Source organism: Terriglobia bacterium, from assembly GCA_020073495.1.
Taxonomy (GTDB): domain Bacteria; phylum Acidobacteriota; class Terriglobia; order Terriglobales; family Acidobacteriaceae; genus JAIQFD01.
In genome coordinates this window covers 118,000-137,312 of record JAIQFD010000005.1, presented here as the reverse complement: position 1 = coordinate 137,312, position 19,313 = coordinate 118,000, and the positions used below count along the sequence as shown (strand labels likewise).

General features: G+C 62.8%; 12 protein-coding genes. 5 read left to right on the top strand and 7 right to left on the bottom strand.

Going from position 1 to position 19,313, the window contains the following annotated elements:
• Positions 1–62 precede the first annotated feature (62 nt).
• The 6 genes from dnaB to LAN37_14050 form a co-directional block, all read right to left on the bottom strand.
• Positions 63–1,442: a replicative DNA helicase gene (gene dnaB / locus LAN37_14075; GenBank protein ID MBZ5648338.1), complete on the bottom strand. Its 1,380-nt coding sequence runs from the start codon at positions 1,440–1,442 to the stop codon at positions 63–65.
• Between the two features lie 1,242 nt (positions 1,443–2,684).
• Positions 2,685–4,382 (bottom strand): RNA polymerase sigma factor RpoD, encoded by a 1,698-nt coding sequence (gene rpoD / locus LAN37_14070; GenBank protein MBZ5648337.1) that lies wholly within the window; start codon positions 4,380–4,382, stop codon positions 2,685–2,687.
• Between the two features lie 270 nt (positions 4,383–4,652).
• Positions 4,653–6,467, bottom strand: a complete 1,815-nt coding sequence (gene dnaG, locus LAN37_14065; GenBank protein ID MBZ5648336.1) for a DNA primase — start codon at positions 6,465–6,467, stop codon at positions 4,653–4,655.
• Positions 6,468–6,604: 137 nt separating this feature from the next.
• A complete protein-coding gene (locus LAN37_14060; protein MBZ5648335.1) occupies positions 6,605–7,243 on the bottom strand; it encodes a hypothetical protein in 639 nt (212 codons plus the stop codon).
• Between the two features lie 22 nt (positions 7,244–7,265).
• Complete coding sequence (locus LAN37_14055) at positions 7,266–9,686, bottom strand: endonuclease MutS2 (GenBank protein ID MBZ5648334.1); 2,421 nt, start codon at positions 9,684–9,686, stop codon at positions 7,266–7,268.
• 60 nt (positions 9,687–9,746) lie between these two features.
• Positions 9,747–11,453: a HAMP domain-containing histidine kinase gene (locus LAN37_14050; GenBank protein MBZ5648333.1), complete on the bottom strand. Its 1,707-nt coding sequence runs from the start codon at positions 11,451–11,453 to the stop codon at positions 9,747–9,749.
• A 165-nt stretch (positions 11,454–11,618) separates the two neighbouring features.
• On the opposite strand from LAN37_14050, the gene hemB reads away from it, so the two are divergent.
• The gene (gene hemB / locus LAN37_14045) at positions 11,619–12,653 is read left to right on the top strand and encodes a porphobilinogen synthase (protein ID MBZ5648332.1); all 1,035 of its coding nucleotides are present in this window, start codon (positions 11,619–11,621) and stop codon (positions 12,651–12,653) included.
• Positions 12,654–12,715: 62 nt separating this feature from the next.
• Here the strand turns inward: hemB and LAN37_14040 are convergent, their stop codons facing one another.
• Positions 12,716–14,572 carry a M2 family metallopeptidase gene (locus LAN37_14040; GenBank protein MBZ5648331.1) on the bottom strand — a complete coding sequence of 619 codons (1,857 nt, stop codon included), beginning with the start codon at positions 14,570–14,572 and terminating at the stop codon, positions 12,716–12,718.
• 142 nt (positions 14,573–14,714) lie between these two features.
• On the opposite strand from LAN37_14040, the gene lpdA reads away from it, so the two are divergent.
• From lpdA to LAN37_14020, 4 genes are read left to right on the top strand one after another with little or no spacing between them, the layout of a single operon-like run.
• A complete protein-coding gene (gene lpdA / locus LAN37_14035; protein ID MBZ5648330.1) occupies positions 14,715–16,139 on the top strand; it encodes a dihydrolipoyl dehydrogenase in 1,425 nt (474 codons plus the stop codon).
• Positions 16,140–16,151: 12 nt separating this feature from the next.
• Complete coding sequence (gene lipB / locus LAN37_14030; protein ID MBZ5648329.1) at positions 16,152–16,925, top strand: lipoyl(octanoyl) transferase LipB; 774 nt, start codon at positions 16,152–16,154, stop codon at positions 16,923–16,925.
• Positions 16,926–16,933: 8 nt separating this feature from the next.
• Positions 16,934–18,334, top strand: a complete 1,401-nt coding sequence (locus tag LAN37_14025; protein ID MBZ5648328.1) for a thiamine pyrophosphate-dependent dehydrogenase E1 component subunit alpha — start codon at positions 16,934–16,936, stop codon at positions 18,332–18,334.
• Positions 18,335–18,338: 4 nt separating this feature from the next.
• Positions 18,339–19,313 (top strand): alpha-ketoacid dehydrogenase subunit beta, encoded by a 975-nt coding sequence (locus LAN37_14020; protein MBZ5648327.1) that lies wholly within the window; start codon positions 18,339–18,341, stop codon positions 19,311–19,313.

The following is a 19,313-nucleotide window of genomic DNA, read 5'->3' as shown; positions in this document are numbered from 1 at the left end:
GGGCTGGATCTTGCATCGGAGGATGACGCAGCATACACCTCGCCCCGCGGTTTGCGAAGACTTTACATCGGACCCTCCGCGTAGGGCTCGCTGGCGCGGGACTCGAAGCGGGTGGAGCGCTTGATGAACGCCAGTTCGACCTTGCCGGTGGGACCGTTGCGCTGTTTGGCGATGAGCAGCTCGGCCAAGCCGTCGAGGTCGGGATCGCCGGGCTTGTAAACCTCCTCGCGGAAGATGAAAGCCACCACGTCGGCGTCCTGCTCGATGGAGCCGGACTCGCGCAGGTCCGACAATTGGGGACGATGGTCGCCGCCACGGCTCTCCGGGGCACGACTTAACTGGGAGAGCGCGAGGACGGGCACGCGCAGTTCCTTGGCCAGCGCTTTCAGTCCGCGAGAGATGGCGGAGACTTCCTGGGTGCGGTTCTCGAAACGCTTGCCGCCCACGGGCGCCGCCGCCATCAGTTGCAGGTAGTCCACGATCAGCAGGTCCAGCCGCTGCTCCTTCTGCATCAGGCGGCGGGCCTTGGCGCGCATCTCGTGCAGAGAGATGCCGGGCGTGTCGTCGATGAAAATGGGCGCTTCGGCGAGCGCGTTCAGGGCCGAGCTAAGCTTGTCGTAGTCCTCACGGCCGAGGAAGCCGGTGCGCAGCTTGTGCGAATCAACGCGCGCGTGCGAGCACAGCAGGCGCAGCAAGAGCGACTCGCGCGACATTTCCAGCGAGAAGATGCCGACCACCTTCTTGTTGAGCACGGCCACGTTCTCGGCGATGTTCATGGCGAACGCGGTCTTGCCCATCGAAGGGCGGGCCGCGATGATGACCAGGTCCGAAGGCTGAAGGCCGCTGGTCAGGTTGTCGAAGTCCACGAAGTGGGTCTCCAGGCCGGTGATGCGCTGGCCACGCTCGTAGAGGGCGTCGATGGAGCCGAAGGATTCCTTGACGATCTGCGGGATGGCGATGAATCCCTGGCCCAGGCGCTGCTCGGAAATCTGGAAGATGGCGGATTCGGCCGAGTCGAGGATGTCGTCGGCGGTGTCCGACTGGTCCAGTGCCAGGGCGATGGCGTTGTTGGCGGCATGGATGAGGCCGCGCAGCATCGCCTTGTCCTTGACGATGCGGATGTGGTGCTCAATGTTGGGGCGGCGGGGCACACCGTCGGTGAGGGACGACAGGTAGGCCACGCCGCCGATGGCCTCGACCTCCTTGTGGCGTCCGAGCTCCTCCGGGAGGGTGATGATGTCGATGGGGCGGCCGGATTCGGCCAACTCCATCATGCGCGAAAAGATGCGGCGGTGGGAGTCGAGCGAGAAGTCGTCGGGGAGCAGCTGCTCGGCGGCCTCGTTATAAGAGAAATTGTCGAGCAGGATGGCGCCCAGAATGGAGCGCTCGGCGTCGATGCTCGCCGGCAGGCCGCGGTCCAAGCTGTAGTCGGTGGTCGCCATAATCTATGGTTTTAGAAAACTAAACGCATAGGTTGCGCTCGTCATCCACCAATGTGCAAAAGGCCTCTGGAAAACAGAGCAGTAGTCGATATAGTTGCGGCAAGGAACGTGCAACTTGGGCATCGCGAGTCATCCTTCCCGCGATGAAAAAGAAGATGGGCGAAGAACGGGAGCTGGCAGAATTATGGCACGATTTCGTTCATAGGGGAAGATAAGGCGAAGACAGCTATTAAATCGGGCGAAAGGGTGTGCTTCGAGAGACTACGAGAATTTCTTTGCAAACCACACGATCAGCGCAAAGGCTCCAACTAAGCACGCGGCTTTGATTTCAGATCCATAGTCGCCAAGGTTGAAAGGGAGTACCGCAACCGTCAGAAAGATCCAGAACGCCGCGAGACAAAAGGCAAAGCTTTGCGGACGCGAAAGCTTCTTCGTAGGTAACGCGGCAATCAGTCGATCAAATCTCTCGCGAGGGAACCGCACTGAATCGTGATCTCCTCTACGTGCTTAGTACGGCTGCCAGCAATCTGTACCACTTCACTGAAAATTGTGCCTCAACGTCTGTGGAGAATGCTTGTGGAAAAGCCGGTATGCCCAGGATTTATTTGGCAGAGGTGGTGCAGAAACAACAAAGGCGGTTGCGCCAGCCACGCAACCGCCCCGTTGGGTGCAAATGTCCGAGTCGAGCCACGGACGTCACCGCCCATGGATGCGCGCGCAGGGCGCCCTCTCGCCACCTGTTTTTGCCGGTGGGCTCGCGCCCACAGACAGGGACGGGACGCTTGGTGCAGGTCGCCAGCGGCCCCTGGGGCTTCCGGCAACCGGTCGGGCCGAGAATCGTCCTCCGACGTAACAGCCCGTGCACCGTACCACGCGCGCGGACACTGCACGCTCGCGTTGATGGGAAGATGCCCGAGGGAAATTCGCTGCGCAAGGGTCCGGCGGGGCGAAGTTGTGTAGAAGCTGTGACTTTCGGTGGATTGCTGTGGAAATGCGAGGAAATCGAGGGGAAAACCCGGGTTCGGTAGGGGTCCCATTCGCTTCGCTGAGGGCAGGCTCTTCGATTCGCGCTGCCGTTCGCTTCGCGCCGGACAGGCTCCAATTCGGCGCGCGCTCGCCCAGGATGGGGCCAAGGAAAGAGCGCGGCCGAGTGCCGCGCTCTGGAGACCTCAGGGGCTAAAGCCCCCGATCTTTTCTGCGCTTATGGCACGGCTGAAGCCGTGCCCCTTCCAAGCTGTTGGCTTAGTCGGTGACGCCGTCGAGGAACGCGCGGAGCTTGCGGGAGCGCGAAGGATGGCGGAGCTTGCGCAGGGCCTTGGCCTCGATCTGGCGGATACGTTCGCGGGTGACGGCGAATGACTGCCCAACTTCCTCGAGCGTGTGCTCAGAGCCGTCCTCGAGACCGAAGCGCATCTTAATGACCTTCTCTTCCCTGGGAGTCAGGGTGCGCAGCACCTGCGCCGTCTGCTCCTTGAGATTGACGTTGATGACGGCGTCGGCGGGCGAAACCACGGCGCGGTCCTCGATGAAGTCGCCGAGGTGGGAATCTTCCTCTTCGCCGATGGGCGTCTCCAGCGAGATGGGCTCCTGGGCGATCTTCAGGACCTTGCGGACCTTCGCCACCGGGATGTCCATGCGCTTCGCGATCTCTTCCGACGTAGGCTCACGGCCGAGCTCCTGCACAAGCTGGCGCGAGGTGCGAATCAGCTTGTTGATGGTCTCGATCATGTGCACCGGGATGCGGATGGTGCGCGCCTGGTCGGCGATGGCGCGGGTGATGGCCTGGCGGATCCACCACGTCGCGTAGGTCGAAAACTTGTAGCCGCGGCGGTACTCGAACTTGTCCACCGCCTTCATCAGGCCGATGTTGCCTTCCTGGATCAGGTCAAGGAACTGCAAGCCGCGGTTGGTGTACTTCTTGGCGATGGAGACGACCAGCCGGAGGTTGGCCTCGATCAGCTCGCGCTTGGCCTTCTCCGCATCCATGTCGCCCTGGATGAGCTCGCGCTGGGTGCGGCGGAGTTCCTGGAAGTCGACACCCGCCTCGTGCTCCATGTGCTCCAGGTCGTTGCGGAGCTGGCGCTGCTGCTTGCGGTAGTCCTTTTTCAGGTCCTCGCTGCGCGTGGCCTCGATCTTTTTCTCCAGGCTGTTGACCTGGCGGTCGAGGGAGCGCATGGCGTCCACGGTCTTGTTGACCTTGTCGATGAGGCGCTTGCGTTCGGGGTTGGTCCACGCGAACTGGCGGATGATGAGCGAGATCAGCACCTGCACGCGGCCCAGGTTCCAGCGGCAGCGGCGGTATTCGCGGGGCTTCTTCTTCTGCGAAAGGTCGGCCAGTTTTTCGGCGAGCTGCTGCGCGCGCTTGTAGTGCTTGGCGAGCTCGTCGATGCGGGAGGTCGTCTCCTTGATGCGGTTGAGGACGATCTCCTCGGTGAGCTCCTCCTCGTCGAAGATGACGATCTCCTTGATGCTGCGGACGCCCTTCTTGAGGTCCTCGGCGATGGCCATCACCTCGCGGATGATGATGGGCGAGCGGGACAGGGCCTTGAGCACGCGGAGCTGCCCGCGCTCGATGCGCTTGGCGATCTCGACCTCGCCCTCGCGGGTGAGCAGCGGGACCGTGCCCATCTCGCGCAGGTACATGCGGACGGGATCGTTGGTCTTCTCGAGAGCGCCGGGAGTGAGGTCGAGTTCGACGTCCTCGCCGGCCTCGAGTTCCTGGTCGAACTTCTTCGCCATCTCGGCGGAGGGCAGACCCTTGGGGCCTTCCAGAACGTCGATGCCCTGCGTGCCGATGGTGGTCAGCAGGTCGTCGAGGTCCTCGGGGGAGTGGACGTCGTGCGGGATCAGGTCGTTGACCTCACTGTAGGTGAGGTAACCCTTCTCCTTGCCGGCGTCGATCAGCTTCTTGATGTCGTCGTACTTATCTTCGAGAGCCAAAAGAAATCCTCGTAGTCCTGCCCGGGCAAAGGACTGTCACCGCGCATTATGGCAGCGGGGAGTGATAGTGGGGGCTTTAGCGTCGAAACCCATTAATGTTAGCAAAATAGGCTGCCACTTGGCCAGAGATACCCTTGTCCCCGCCCCCGTCCAGTCCGCCCGCCGGATCCTCTTAACCATTAGACGCTTCAATGGGTTAGATGGTTTCAGAGGTTTGCGGCGGAAACCGAAAATTTCCCATGCTCAAACCCTGAAAACCTAGTAGCCCGACTAGTGCGTCGCCAGCTCGCGGTCGATGCGGAGTTTCTCCTGAACCAAGCGGTTCAGGGTGGCGGCATCGTTCTTGCGCTCGGCATCGGCAATCTGGCGCTTCACCTCCTGTTGCTGACGCTCGAGACGGCGGCGGCGTAAGGCTGCCAACGCTTCTTCGACCAGCTCCATCGTGAGCTCTTCGTCCTCGTGCATCAGCGTGGTCGCGAGGACGCGGCGGTCGGAGTCCGACAGCGGCAGGGACATGAGATCCGTGCCGGGCTCGGCCTGGAGCAGGGCGTCGATCAGGGACTCGGCGGCCAGGCCGCGATGCAGGCCTTCGCTGGTGAGCGTGAACTCAGCCTGACGCCAAAGGTCGGGAAGGCCATCTTCCCCCGAGCGGTCGGAGTGGGGAGATTCGTCGCTCATGGCCGTGGCCGAGGCCAGGGCGCGGATCAAAATGCGCTCAGCCTGCGTGATCTGCGCCTCGGCGGCGGCTTTCACCGACGAGCTGCGCGTGGCCACGGCGTGGCGCAGTTCCTGGCGCAGGACGGCAGAGTCGATCCCCAGCTTCTGGGCGATGTCGTTGGCCAGTTCGTCGCGCGTGATCCGGCTGGGGATGCGCTGGATATGCGGCAGCAGGAAATTGACGGCCTTGACCTTGCCTTCGGGCGAACGCGGCGGAAACTGAGTCATGGCGCGCTCGATGAGGTAGTCGAAATACCTTGGCGCGCTGCGCAATGCATTCTCGTAGGCAGCTTTTCCCATCTTTCGGACGTACAGGTCGGGGTCGAAGCCCTGTTCCAGGGTCACGACCTTGATCACGAAATCTTCGGCGACCAGCATGGCAAGTGAACGCTCGGCGGCGGCGGCGCCGGCGGTGTCAGGATCGAAGTTGACGATGATCTGCTTGGTGTAACGGCTGAGCAGGCGGACCTGTGCCTCGGTGAAGGCGGTGCCGGAACTGGCAATCACATTGTGGAGATCCGCCATGAACACCGAAATGCAGTCCATCTGGCCTTCGACCAGGATCACGTAACCGAACTTGCGGATCGCTTCCCGGGCGCGGTCCAGGTTGTAGAGGACGCGGCTCTTGGAGTAAATCGCCGTTTCGGGCGAGTTCAGGTACTTGGGACCAGACTTCTCGTCGGTGGCGAGGGTGCGGCCAGTAAAGGCGATGACCTTGCCTGATTCGTTGGAGATGGGGAAAATCACGCGGTTGCGGAACTTGGAGTACAGCGCAGCTCTTGCCCCCTGCGCCTCTTCCTTCCACGAAAAGAGGCCAGAGGCTTTCAGGAGTTCTTCGTCGGCCGCGCCCTTCAGGCGATCACGCAGCACGAAACCGGAGTCGGGGGCGAAGCCGATGCGGAAGGTCTTGATCCCTTCCTCGGTCAGGCCGCGGCTGGCGAGGTACTCGCGGGCGTGTGCGGCTTCCGGGCGCTTGAGTTGCTCTTCAAAGAACTGGCAGGCGCGCTCGTGAAGGTCCACGAGCGCGCCGCGCAGCTTGGCCTCTTTTGCCTCGGCGGGCGAGTCGTAGGTCTGCTTGGGCACGGGCACGCCGAGCTTCTGCGCGACCAGGCGCACGGCTTCGGGAAAGGTGATGTTCTCGATCTTCTGCACGAAGGAGAAGACGTCGCCGGAGACGCCACAGCCGAAGCAGTGGTAGAACTGGCGCGTCTGGTGGACGGAAAAAGACGGAGTCTTCTCGTTGTGGAAGGGGCAGAGGCCGGAGAAATTCTGCGCCCCGGATTTTTTCAGCTTCACGTAATCGCCGATGATGCGGACGATGTCCGCCTGCTGCTTCAGCGTGTACGCGAAATCGCCGGGGTTGGCCATCGGGCAGACTGCTCCGCGGGAATTCTGGGCCAGAAACTACGACGGCGCAGCAGAAATGTGACAAGAGCTGTGGATAAGCTGTGGATTCCCGGACAAAGCCGTGGAGATTCGCGGAAAACTACAACTCCGCTGGGCCTCTATTGGCGGAAAACCGACGGCGTCGCCTCGGTTGCAGCTTGCGCCTTCTTGAGTTGCTCGAGAATCAACCGATATACAGTCTCAACGTTATCCACGGCATAAAGGGCGAACTCATTCGAGGCAGATTGCGGATTGAACATTCGCTGGATAGCTTCGCCGAATTGCTTCGGTTGAGCCGCCGTCCAAGTGGCGCGTAGCACAATGTCACCCACTTGCGAATTCCCATAGCGCCGCAGTTCGATCGGCCGGTCAGAGTGCGGATGGCTCAGTTCGCGCGGGCGAAACACGCCGAGGCGCTGGATAATTCTCTTGTTCGTGACCACGTATTCAGCGTTCGCCGATTCCAGCCAGTTTCGCAAGTAATGCCCGACCAACTGATTCAAGGCAACGGCCACGAACAACAACCCGAACACGGGAAAGATGTAACCGAACGCGTCGTCCGGACCCTTGGGAGGCCAGTTCTTCTTCGGAATAGAGATTGCGAACCACATCCATACTGAAATAAACAGCGCCATGGGAATGCCCGTCAGCGTCATCTTCGCGTCTTTGACAACGTAGCGCCCACGGACGGGGCGGCCGCGCCAAATGATGGCCTCTCCCGACAGCAGTTGTGGCCAAGAAGGATCGTAAGTCGGCAAAGACGCCATGGTCGAACGAAGCTTACACCCGGAGTTCCACGACCGTCGCTCCCCCTCCACCCTCGTTCTGGGGAGGCTCGGAGACGCTGGCGACCTGGGGATGATTCTGCAAGTATTGGCGCAGGGCCTTGCGCAGGATCCCCATACCGCTGCCGTGCACGATGCGCACGCGTGAGGCGCCAGCCAGAAAGGCGCGGTCAATGAACTTCTCGACGCGGCGGGTGGCTTCGTCCACGTTCTCGCCGATGACGTTGATCTCGGTGGGCACGCCCGACTCTTCCGCCACCGAAACCGAGATGCCGTGGGCGCGTGCCGCCTTGACCGGCGAGTCGGAGGCGCGGATCACGATCTCCGCTATGTCGTCCTTGGGCACGCGCATCTTCATGGCGCCCATCTCGACTTCGTAGGCCTGGTCGTCGAGCTTGCGCTTGACCACGGCGTTGCGACCCAGCGACTTCAGACGCACGGTGTCGCCCTCGCTGACGTGCTTGACCTCGGAGGGCCGCGCATTGGGGTCGCCGCGATCCGCGCCGGTCGAGTGCGCGACGATGGCGGAATCGAATTCTTCCTTGAATTCGCGGCGCAGCTTGGCGATGCGGCGCTCCGCGTCCTTCGACAGCTTGAGGGCGGCGGCGCGGTCCTGCACCGCCTGCACGGTCTCGCGGGCACGGTATTCGAAGTCACGCAGCACGCCCTCCAGTTTTTTCTCCATGTCGCGGACGCGCTCGCGCTGTTCCTTCAGGCCTTCGCTGTCGAGGCGTTTCTTCTCGCGGGCGACCTCCTCTTCACGCGTCTGCAATCGCGAGCGCTCCTGCTCGGCTTCGCGGAGCTCGGCGTGAAGTTTGTCCAGGAACCGGGCGACATCCCGAGCCTGCGTGCCGACGGCTTCTCGCGCGGCCTTCAGGATGTCGGGGTTCAGGCCCAGGCGCTGGGCGATATTGATGCCGGCCGAGGCGCCGGGCACGCCGATCTTCAGCTCGTACGTGGGCTGGAGCGTGCGCTCGTCGAAACCGACAGCGGCGTTGAGCACGCCGTCGGTGTTCGCGGCATAGACTTTGAGCGAGGTGTGGTGGGTGGAGATGACGCTGATGCATCCACGTCGGCAGAAGTAGTCGGCGATAGCGACGGCCAGCGCCGCTCCCTCGGTGGGATCGGTGGCGGAACCGAGTTCGTCGAGCAGCACCAGAGAGCGATCGGTCGCCGTACGCGAGATGCGGTCGATGTTGGTGATGTGCGCAGAAAAGGTCGAGAGGTTCTGCTCGATGGACTGGTAGTCGCCGATGTCGGCCAGGACGGCGTCGAAAACAGGCAGCTCGGCACGCTCGGCGGACACGGGCACACCCGCCTGTGCCATGAGGGTGAGCAAGCCGACGGTCTTCAGCGCCACTGTCTTTCCCCCGGTGTTGGGGCCGCTGATGATGAGCTGGCGGCGGTCGCCTTCGAGTTCCAGCGAGATGGGCACGATGCGCCCGTTCTTCAGCTTCAGGGTGCGATCGAGCAGGGGATGACGCGCGTTGCGGAGGATGCACACATGGTCGCGGAAAGAGGGCTGCACGCAGTCGTAGTCTTCGGCGAAGCGCGCTTTGGCGAATTGAAGCTCCAGTTCGGCGAGGACGTCGGCGGCAGCAAGGATGGCGTCGGCGTGATCGCGCACGCGCGCGGTCATTTCCAGCAGGATGCGGTGGACCTCGGCCTGTTCCTCTTCCAGCAGGCGCACCAGGTCGTTGTTCTGCTCAATGGTCTCGAGCGGCTCGACGAAAACGGTCTGGCCGCTGGAACTGGCGCCGTGCACGACGCCGTTGACGCGGCGCTTCTGCTCCGTCTTCACCGGGATGACGAAACGCTCGCCGCGGATGGTGATGAGTTCATCCTGCACGGCTCCGCCCTCGGCCAGGCGGCGCAGGTAGCCGCGCAGAGATTCCTGGATCAGGCGCTTCTGCTTCTCGACTTCGCGGCGGACGTGGGCCAGCTCGGGCGAGGCGCGGTCGTCGAGGGTGCCGTCAGGAAGGATCTTGTTGCGGAAGAAGCGCAGGAAATCCGTGAAGTCGCCGATTCTGCTGGAGAGCTCGGTAACAGCCGCAAACTCCCGTTTCATCTGCGACGGCGGATGGGCTGCGATGTGCCGCCACTCGTCGGCGCGGTCCACCACCAGCACGATGGCGCGCAGAGCCTCGGTATCGAGCGCGGCGCCCTCGATACGTGACTTGTCGACCAGTGCGGCCGGATCGAGCAGGCTGGAGAAATCGAAGCGGCCGCCGGTGCGCAGGAATTCTCTCACCTCGGCCACGAGTTGATGCTGGCGTTCGATCCAGGCAATGTCGTCCGAGGGTGCCAAGCGCGAGAGACGCTCGTGACCGAGCGGCGACGCGGCATAACCGCGCAGCATCTCGCGGAGAACGTCGAATTCCAGCGCACGCGCGCTGGTGTGCGGCAAGGCAGGCATACAGAGAACCAATGTTATCAGGGAGACGCGGCGAACAAGCCTCAGCAGTAAGGGCCCGTTCTAGGGGTTGACGCTGTCGATCAGGCTCTGGCCGGCGGCGGGAAACTTCAACAGGAAGGTGGCCCCACCGTTGGGGCGGTTGAACCCCGTGATCTGCCCGTGGTGCTCGTGGACGATTCCGTAGCAGGCGCTCAGCCCCAGACCAGTGCCCTTGCCGATCGGCTTGGTGGTGTAGAAGGGATCGAAGATGCGCTGCGGGTCCTTGATCCCCGGGCCGGTATCGGAGATTTCGAGCGTGACATGGCCGTTGCGGCGGCCAGTGCGAACGGTGATGGTGCCGCCGCCAGTCTCCTGCAGCGCGTCCACCGCATTGTTGATGATATGGCAGCAGACCTGGAGGAGCTGGTTGGAGTCGCCCAGGATGTAAGGCTGTTCCGCCTCGCTGACACGCTCGACGTGGATGTTGTTCTTTCCCAGATCCATCTGCCGCAGGGTGACCGCGTTGTTGACCACGGCATCGACGTTGAGCAGGCTCTTTTCCGTATTCGATTGCTTGGCGAAGCTAAGCAGGTGGCCGACCAGGGTCTTGGTCCGGCGGGCCTGCTGCCCGATCTTCTCGGCCATGGCGCGAGCGTCCTCTGGCAGCGATTTTTGCGAACCCAGGATGTCGGAGTATCCGAGGATGGCGGCCAACGGGTTATTGATCTCGTGAGCGGCGCCGGCAACGAGCTGGCCGAGCGCGGCCATCTTCTCCGAGTGCACGAGCTGGTCCTGGACGCGGCTGAGGTCCTCGAAGGACTGATGCGATGCCTGCAAGAGGAGCAACAGCTCCTCGTCCATGAAATGTTCCTTGATAAACACCAGCGCGCCGAGCAGCAGCATGGCGCCCAGGGTGAGCACCAAACGGTAATTGCGCACCGCCAACGGCTGCGGCATGATCGCGATGTCGAGCATGGCCACGACCGGCATGGAGAGCACGGCGGCCATCGCCAGCCGGGCCGGCCACACCGCGTACTGCTCGCGCCGAGGAGACGCCGTGCCCTCCTCTTTCCATTGCTCGTGGGCGCCGACCCCCGCCCAGATAAATCCGAGCACCGAGATCAGCAAAGGAACGTCATAGATGCTGCCCGTGTAGTATTTGTGGTTGTAGTCGGCGATGTTCCCCAGGGTCGAACTCATGGCATAGAGGAGACCGGCCAGGAACAAGCGCTGGTAGATCCTGCGCCACGGTCCGGCAGTGCTTCCCCAAACGATTCCCACGCCAATGACGAAGGCCACATTTTCGATGAATGACAGAGTCGTGAACGTCCGTCCGTACTGAAAATCGTTGAGCGAGATGTATTGCCAGGGAATGACCAAGAAGAGGTACAGATACATCCACCACAGCAGCAGGGTGGAGAGGTCGAGCATGCCGACCCGCAGGAAGCGCGTGTCCTGGCGCAGGTGAGGCTGGACGGCCAATGCTCCCATCAAGGGGACGATGTGAAGGAACGAGATGATGTCCCCCCAGAACGGCTGGGGCATGGGACGCCGAATGACGACCTCGTAATAAACCCACAAACCCTGGGAAGCGGCCCAAAAGGCGCAGCCCACACTCATCGAGATCCAGAACAGATTGGCGCGGCCGCGGTCCTGGCCGATGTTGGCCGCCATGGCGGCGAGCACACCCAGGGCCATCAGTTCCTGGGCAATGTCACCGAAAACGGTCAGGGCATAGCTCGGCGGGGCCGTGACGGACACCACAGCATAGACGCCGACCAGCAACATCGGCGGGATGAGCCACGATTTGGCTCGCTTAGACGTAGGGCCCCTTCTGGAGCATGGTAGCCGCAAATGCCCTGAATTCAATAGTTACAAAGGTACCCGGAACCGCGTAAATACAGGCTTGGAACGCATTTCTTGTGCCGACCCGGGTGCTAGAATGAAGCCGTCATGTCCTTCCCTATCACTCGTATGCGCAGGCTCCGGCGGACCGACCAGATGCGGTCGCTGGTGCGTGAAACCCGTCTTACTCCTGAAGGTTTCGTGTACCCGATGTTCGTTTGCCCGGGGGAGGGTGTGCGCAAAGAAGTGCGCTCCATGCCCGGGGTTTACAACCTTTCGGTCGATGAAGCGGTCAAGGAGGCGCGCGAGGTCAAGTCGCTGGGAGTGCCTGCGGTCATCCTCTTCGGCCTGCCCGAGTCGAAAGACGAGATGGCAACCGGCGCCTGGGCGACCGACGGAATCGTACAACAGGCGACGCGGGCCATCAAACGCGAGGTGCCGGGGCTGATCGTCGTTGGGGATGTGTGCCTCTGCGAGTACATGAGCCACGGACACTGCGGGATCGTGCGCAAGAGCACCACGGCGCAGTCGCTGGGCGCTGCGGTAGCCGCAGCTCCGCCCCCCGCCGTCGCCGAGTATGAGATCGTCAACGACGCCACGTTGGAGATCCTGGCCAAGACCGCGGTGTCGCAGGCGCGCGCCGGAATGGACATTATCGCGCCCTCCGACATGATGGATGGGCGCGTGGCTGCCATCCGCAAGGCGCTCGACGAGAATGGGTTCACCAACATCCCCATCCTGTCCTATGCGGCCAAGTTCGCTTCGGCGTTTTACGGGCCGTTCCGCGAGGCAGCGGACTCGGCGCCGCAGTTCGGCGACCGCCGCTCTTACCAGATGGATGGCGCCAACCTGCGCGAAGCGCTGCACGAGATCGAGCTCGACCTGGCCGAGGGCGCCGACATGGTCATGGTGAAGCCGGCGATGCCCTACCTGGACGTGATCCACGCAGCGCGCCAGCGTTTTGATGTGCCGCTGGCGGCTTACCAGGTCTCCGGCGAGTACGCCATGATCATGGCCGCCGCACAGAACAACTGGGTGGACAAGAACCGGATCATGCTGGAGTCGCTGCAATCGATCCAGCGTGCCGGGGCGAGCATCATCCTGACCTATTTCGCGAAGGACGCCGCAAAACTACTGGGCTGACCGTTGCAGAGAAAAATCAAAGGGCACGGCAACGACCGTGCCCTTCTTCTGTGCCAACCTGATCACCAGCTGATCTTCTGTCCCTTGTTCTGCTCGTCGAGCCACTGCTTGAGCGGAGCGAAGTATTCCATCATCGCAGAAGCGTCGCCTTCCTTCTCACCGGTCAATTCGAACATGACCTCCTGCCAGGGACGGCTTTTGCCCATTACCAGCGCCTTCTTAAGCAGATCGCCCGCTGCCTTGTTGCCGTAGATAGAGCAGCGGTGCAGCGGCCCGCTGTAGGCGGCCTTCTTGCACAACGCGCGCTGGAACTGGAACTGGTAGATCCGCGCCAGGAAGTACCGCGCGTACGGTGTGTTCGCGGGAATGTGGTACTTGGCGCCGGGATCGAAGTCGGCTTCGGTGCGCGGGACAGGCGCCGAGAGCCCCTGGTACTTGTTGATCATGTCCCACCAGGCCTTCTCGTAATCCTGCGGCTTGATCTTGCCGTTGAAGACCTGCCATCGCCACAGGTCGACGCGTCGCCCGAAGGGCAGGAACGCGACCTTATCCAACGCCTCTTTCAATAGAAAGCCGATGTCGCTCGAAGTCTGCGGCACCTGCGGTAGCAGGCCGACCTGGTGCAGGTACTCGGGCCTGACCGCGGAGAGCGCCATGGTGTCGCCGATGGCCTCATGGAAGCCGTCGTTGGCGCTGTCCTGAAAGAAGAAGGGCTGCTTGCGATAGGCGCGCTGGTAGAAGTTGTGCCCCAGCTCGTGATGGACAGTGATGAAGTCCTCGTCACGGACCTGGATGCACATCTTGAGCCGGACATCTTCCTGGAGATCAAGGTCCCACGCGCTGGCGTGGCAGACGACGTCGCGGTCCTGCGGCTTCACGAGCAGCGAGCGTTCCCAGAACGTCCTGGGAAGCGGATCGAAACCGAGCGAGGTGAAGAATCCCTCGCCGTACTTCACCAGTTGGATGGGCGTGGTTTTTTTCTCTTCCAGCAGCTTGGTCAGGTCGTAGCCCTTGTCGGCGTCGGCGGGCGCGACCAACGGATAGATGTTGCCCCACTCCTGCGCCCACATGTTTCCCAGCAGGTGGGCAGGGATCATGCCGTCCGGCGGGACCACCTGGGGGCCGTACTTCTTGACCAGCTGCGCCCGTACGTACGCGTGCAGCGACAGGTAGAGCGGTTTCACCTGTTGCCACAGGCGCTCGACCTCCTGCTCGAACTGGTCGGGGGTCATGTCGTAGTTGGAGCGCCACATGGCGCCGACGTCGGGGAAGCCCATCTCGCGCGCGCCCTTGTTGGAGAGTTCGGCGAAGCGGGCATACCGCTGGCGCATGGGCGCGCCCACCTTGTGCCAGCCCACCCACAGTTCCTTCAATTGTTGCGGGTCGGCGCTGGTAGCCATGATCTTCTCGATCTGCCCCAGCGAAAGGCACTTGTCCGGCGTGCTCGGCGGGCAGTACTTGCCCTTGCCATAGTCCGACTGCATGGAAACCTGGTTCTTGGTCAGCTCTTCGCGCTCTTTCGCGTTGCTTGGCGCGGGCATGGGAAGCGAAAGCTTCAGCAACTTGAACTTGCGCGCGACCTCGAGCGGGAGCTTCAGCTTGTCGAAACGCGTGGCCTGCTCCGCCAGCTTCGTGGTCTCGGCGATGAGCTTGTTGTTGTAGTCGGCGGAGATCGCCTCGGTATCGTCGGTGATGAAATTCTGGTTCACCCAGTCGGCGCGGCCCTGGTTGATGGTGGCTTCGCTGAGCGCGGCCTCGGCGTCCTTGATGAACTTCTCGGCCTCGGCAACGGTGGGGGCTGCGCTCCCGGCGGCGGCCCTTTCCTTCGGCTTCTCAGCGGGAGTCGTGGACAAGGTCTGCGAAGAAGCTGGGATCAGGAACAATAGGATGAGTGCGGCGGTCCAGAACACCTGGCGCATGCGGTACACCTCCGGGCGCTGATTCTAAATCCTGGACTGCTGAATCGAATAGGAGGCGGCGGGATTCGTCTGCGTCCGCCGCCTGCCGTACAATGGCTGACTGTCTATCTGACGGAATCCTATTCAGAAGGGGAGCAAGACCTTGGCAGAGACGATCTACGATGTTGCCATCATCGGGAGCGGCCCGGCCGGATACACCGCCGCCATCCGCGCCGGCCAATACGGGCTGAAGACTGCGCTCATCGAGAAGGACGCGAAGCTGGGCGGAACCTGCCTGCACGTGGGCTGCATTCCCACCAAAGCCCTCCTCTTTAATGCTGAGATCTACGACCACGTGAAAGAAGGCAAGGAGTTCGGCCTGGTGGGCGCCGAGAACGTGAAAATCGACTGGGCGGTCATCATGCAACGCAAGAACAAGATCGTCCTCAAGCACGCCAAGGGACTCGAGTTTTTGATGCGCAAGAATAAGGTGACGACCATCGCGGGCTATGGCCGCCTGACCGGGCCGGCGAAGAACGGTGTCTTCGAGATCGAGGTCACCGCCGGCGCGGGCGGTGAGCGCACCATTACCAAAGCGAAAAACGTGCTGCTCGCTACCGGCTCGGAGGCGCGTATGCTCCCCGGCCTGGAGCCGGACGCGCGCATCCTGACCAACGTCGAGATCCTGAGCCTGGATTCGATCCCCAAGTCGCTGATCGTTGTCGGCGCGGGGGCTGTGGGCGTGGAGTTCGCGTCGATCTACAAGTCGTTCGGCAGCGAGGTGACCATCCTCGAGATGCTGCCGCGGCTGGTGCCGGTCGAGGACGAAGAGATCTCGAAAGAACTGGCGCGGGTGTTCAAGAAGCGCGGCATCAATTTCTACGTCGGGGCCAAGGTGGACAAGGTCGAGAGATCGAAAGACGGGGTGGCGGTCTCCATCACCGCTGACGGCAAATCGCAGAAGATCGATGCGGAGAAGATCCTGATCGCCGTCGGCCGCAAGCCCAACACGGAGAACGTCGGGCTGGAGAAGGTGAAGAACATCAAGGTGGAGCGCGGGTTCGTCCACACCAATGAATGGATGCAGACGGGCGAACCGGGCATATATGCCGTCGGCGATATCGTCGCCGGCATGCCGCAACTGGCGCACGCGGGAGCGATGGAAGGCCTGGTGGCGGTGGCCAAGATCGCCGGCAAAGAAGGCAGGCCGGTGAAGCGCGAGCGCATCCCCGGCTGCACCTATTGCGAGCCGCAGATCGGGTCAGTCGGCCTGACCGAGGCGGCAGCGCGAGAGAGGAAGCTCGACATCAAGGTCGGCAAGTTCCCCTTCGCCGGGAATTCAAAGGCGTCAATCGTGGGCTCGCATGACGGATTCATCAAGGTGGTCGCGGGCGCAAAGTACGGCGAGATCCTGGGCGTGCATATCATAGGCCCGGGCGCAACCGAGATGATCTCCGAAGCGGTCGCCGCGATGGAGTCAGAGGCCACGGTCGAGGACCTGATGTTCACCACCCACGCCCACCCGACGCTGTACGAGGCCATGGGCGACGCCTTCAGCTCGGTGTACGGGATGGCGATCAACGCATAGGGGCAACTCGGCGTGGTCATCAACGTCGTCCAACTCGGCATGGTCGATTATGCGACCGCCACACGCCTGCAGCAGACGCTCGTGGATCTGCGCAAACAGGGCCGCATCGCCGACACCCTTCTTCTTCTTGAGCATCCCCCGGTGATCACGCTGGGGCGGAATGCCACGCGGAAGAACGTGGTCGCCTCCGACGAGCAGATGCGGCGCGCGAGTATAGAGATCTTCGAGTGCGATCGCGGCGGCGACGTGACCTACCACGGTCCGGGACAGCTCGTCGGGTATCCCATCTTCGATCTGCGCGACCGGGCGAAGCGTATGGGCGCGGTGGATTACGTCCGCCATATAGAAGAGGTGCTCATCCGCACCTGCGCCGACTTCGGCGTGGCCGCCAAGCGCATCGCCGGCCGCACCGGCGTGTGGACCTTCGACCCCGAGGCCAAGTTGGCGGCCATCGGGGTGCACATCTCGCGCGGCGTGACCTCGCACGGCTTCGCACTGAATGTCTCCACCGACCTCGACCAGTTCAAGCTCATCGTGCCCTGCGGCATCTCCGACAGGCCGGTCATGTCGCTTCACACGGCGATCGCAGCACTCGACCCCGGCCGCGCGACGCCGGCGCTCGACCAGGTCGCGGAAGTCGTGGTCCGTAATTTCGGCAAGGTGTTTGAATCGCAGATACTGTGGGTGGATACTCTCGATGCGTTGGTCGGCCGCGCCGTGGGCGTACCGCTGAAAGAGCCGGCCGGGCTGCGCGCCATGCACGGCGACGACACTCCCTGGGCCTAGGCATACGGATGGCGAAGAAGAATAAAAAGAACGGTCACCGGCCACAGAAGCCCGCCGCCAAAGCGCAAGACCTGAAGGACCTCAATCTGACCGCGTACCGGGCCGCGACTGTCCCGGTGCGCGCGCACAATTTCGGAGCGCCTCCGAGTAGAGACGTTGCCGGCAGGGTCTCTCCTGGAAGTCAGGGAGACGGGACGCCGCGCACCAACCGCTACGGCATCCCCGACTGGCGACTTGAAGTCCCTGATTTCCGGCTCCTGCAAGTCGAGAAGGACGGCGAGGTGAAATGGGAAGTCGAGGGCAAGCTCGACTCGCCCGCGCCGCCCATCCGCGAGTCGAAGTATCTGACGCGTGAACAATCCATCGAGATCTACCGCTGGATGCACTTGAATCGCCGCATGGAGACGGCGCTCGAGAACCTGTACAAGCAGGGCAAGGTGGTCGGCGGGGTGTACTTCGGCCTGGGGCAGGAGGCGTGCTCGTGCGCCTCGGCGTTCGCGTTGAAGAAGGACGAGTGGCTGGCGCCGATGATCCGCAACCAGGGCTCGATGCTGGTGAAGGGCTTCGCGGCCCGCGACATCATGCGGCAGTACATGGCCAAGGCCGACTCGCCGACATGGGGGCGCGACGCCAGCTCGCACTTCGGCGACATCTACGAGCGTAACGTTGTCGCGCCAATCTCCATGCTCGGCGACTTGATCCCGGTGATGGCCGGCGTGGCGCTGGGCGCACGCTACCAGGGACGCAGCATCGCCGTCATGACCTATATCGGCGATGGCGGCCAGTCCACGGGAGTCTTCCACGAGGGGCTGAACTTCGCTGCGGTGCAGAAGCTGGGGCTGGTGCTGATCGTGGAAAACAATCTTTGGGGATACTCGACGCCCAACGAGCGGCAATTCGCGATCAAAGATCTGGCGGAGCGCGCGCTAGCTTACGGCGTGCCCAGCCTGATCATCGACGGCACCGACGCTTGCCAGGTGTACGACGCGGCGCACGAGGCATGCGAGCGCGCCCGCCGCGGCGAAGGCCCGACGCTCATCGAAGCCAAAATGATGCGCATGAAGGGCCACGCCATCCACGACGCGGCCCAGTACGTCCCGCGTCCGCTGTTCGAGTACTGGCAGCGGCGCGACCCCATCGCGCGCTTCGAGAATTACCTGGTCAAGGTGAAGAAGTGGCTGTCGGCGGAGGAGAACAAGAAAGTGATCGAGGACGTCGAGAAGCAGCTTGAGGCCGACCGCGATGCCGCGGTCGCGTCACCGATGCCGGATCCGGCGACCGACGCCGAGCACCAGGGCGTCTACTGCGACGGCAAGTGCCACGCGATCAAGCCTAAGTATGGGTTGAAGCAAGGCGCAAAGGCCGGGGCGAAGCTAAAAGCGACGGAAGCGGCGGGGCATCTGAAATAGCGCTATGGCACACGTCACCTATCTCGAAGCCATCCGCCAGGGACTCTGGGAGGAGATGGAGCGCGACCCGAGCGTGTTCTGCATCGGCGAGGACATCGGTATCTACGGCGGGGCGTTCAAGGTCACCGACGGCTTCATCCACCACTTCGGCCCGGAGCGGGTGGTGGACACGCCCATTGCGGAATCGGCCATTGTGGGCGCGGCGTTCGGTGCGGCGCTCACCGGGCTGCGGCCGGTGGCGGAGTTTCAGTTCATCGATTTCATCGGCTGCGCCTTCAACCAGATCACCAACATGCTGGCCAAGTCGCACTACCGCTGGGGCGCGCCCGCGCCCATCGTGATGCGCGGGCCGTGCGGCGGCGGCGTCCACGGCGGGCCCTTCCACTCGCAGAACCCCGAGATGTACTTTGTGCACACGCCGGGGATGAAAGTGATCGCGCCCGCGACGGCGTACGACGCCAAGGGACTGATCAAGTCCGCCATTCGCGACCCCAATCCCGTGCTGTACCTCGAGCATAAGTTCCTCTATCGGCGCATTAAAGAAGAGCTGCCGGAGGACGACTACACGGTGCCGATCGGCAAGGCGCGCGTGGCGCGCGAGGGCAAGCACGTCAGCGTGATCACCTACGCGGCCATGCTCTACACCGCGCTCGGGGCCGCCGAGACGCTGGCCAAGGAAGGCATCGAGTTGGAAGTCGTGGACCTGCGCACACTGCTGCCGCTGGACAGCGAGGCCATCGCTGAAACGGTGAAGAAGACGAACAAGGTCATCATCCTGCACGAGGACACGAAGACCGGCGGCATCGCGGGCGAGATCGAGGCCATCATCAACGAAGAGGCGTTCGACTGGCTGGACGCGCCCATCGTGCGCATCACGTCGCAGGACACTCCCGTGCCCTTTTCCCCGCCGCTCGAGGAGCGCTTCCTGCCCAGCGCCAAGGACGTGGTGGAAAAGGCGCGCTGGCTGCGGAAGTACTGA

Excerpts from the sequence above, each read along its gene's own strand:
- dnaB (MBZ5648338.1), bottom strand. The coding sequence starts at position 1,442 with ATGGCGACCACCGACTACAGCTTGGACCGCGGCCTGCCGGCGAGCATC.
- dnaG (MBZ5648336.1), bottom strand. The coding sequence starts at position 6,467 with ATGGCCAACCCCGGCGATTTCGCGTACACGCTGAAGCAGCAGGCGGAC.
- LAN37_14055 (MBZ5648334.1), bottom strand. The coding sequence starts at position 9,686 with ATGCCTGCCTTGCCGCACACCAGCGCGCGTGCGCTGGAATTCGACGTT.
- LAN37_14050 (MBZ5648333.1), bottom strand. The coding sequence starts at position 11,453 with ATGTTGCTGGTCGGCGTCTATGCTGTGGTGTCCGTCACGGCCCCGCCG.
- hemB (MBZ5648332.1), top strand. The coding sequence starts at position 11,619 with ATGTCCTTCCCTATCACTCGTATGCGCAGGCTCCGGCGGACCGACCAG.
- LAN37_14040 (MBZ5648331.1), bottom strand. The coding sequence starts at position 14,572 with ATGCGCCAGGTGTTCTGGACCGCCGCACTCATCCTATTGTTCCTGATC.
- LAN37_14025 (MBZ5648328.1), top strand. The coding sequence starts at position 16,934 with ATGGCGAAGAAGAATAAAAAGAACGGTCACCGGCCACAGAAGCCCGCC.
- LAN37_14020 (MBZ5648327.1), top strand. The coding sequence starts at position 18,339 with ATGGCACACGTCACCTATCTCGAAGCCATCCGCCAGGGACTCTGGGAG.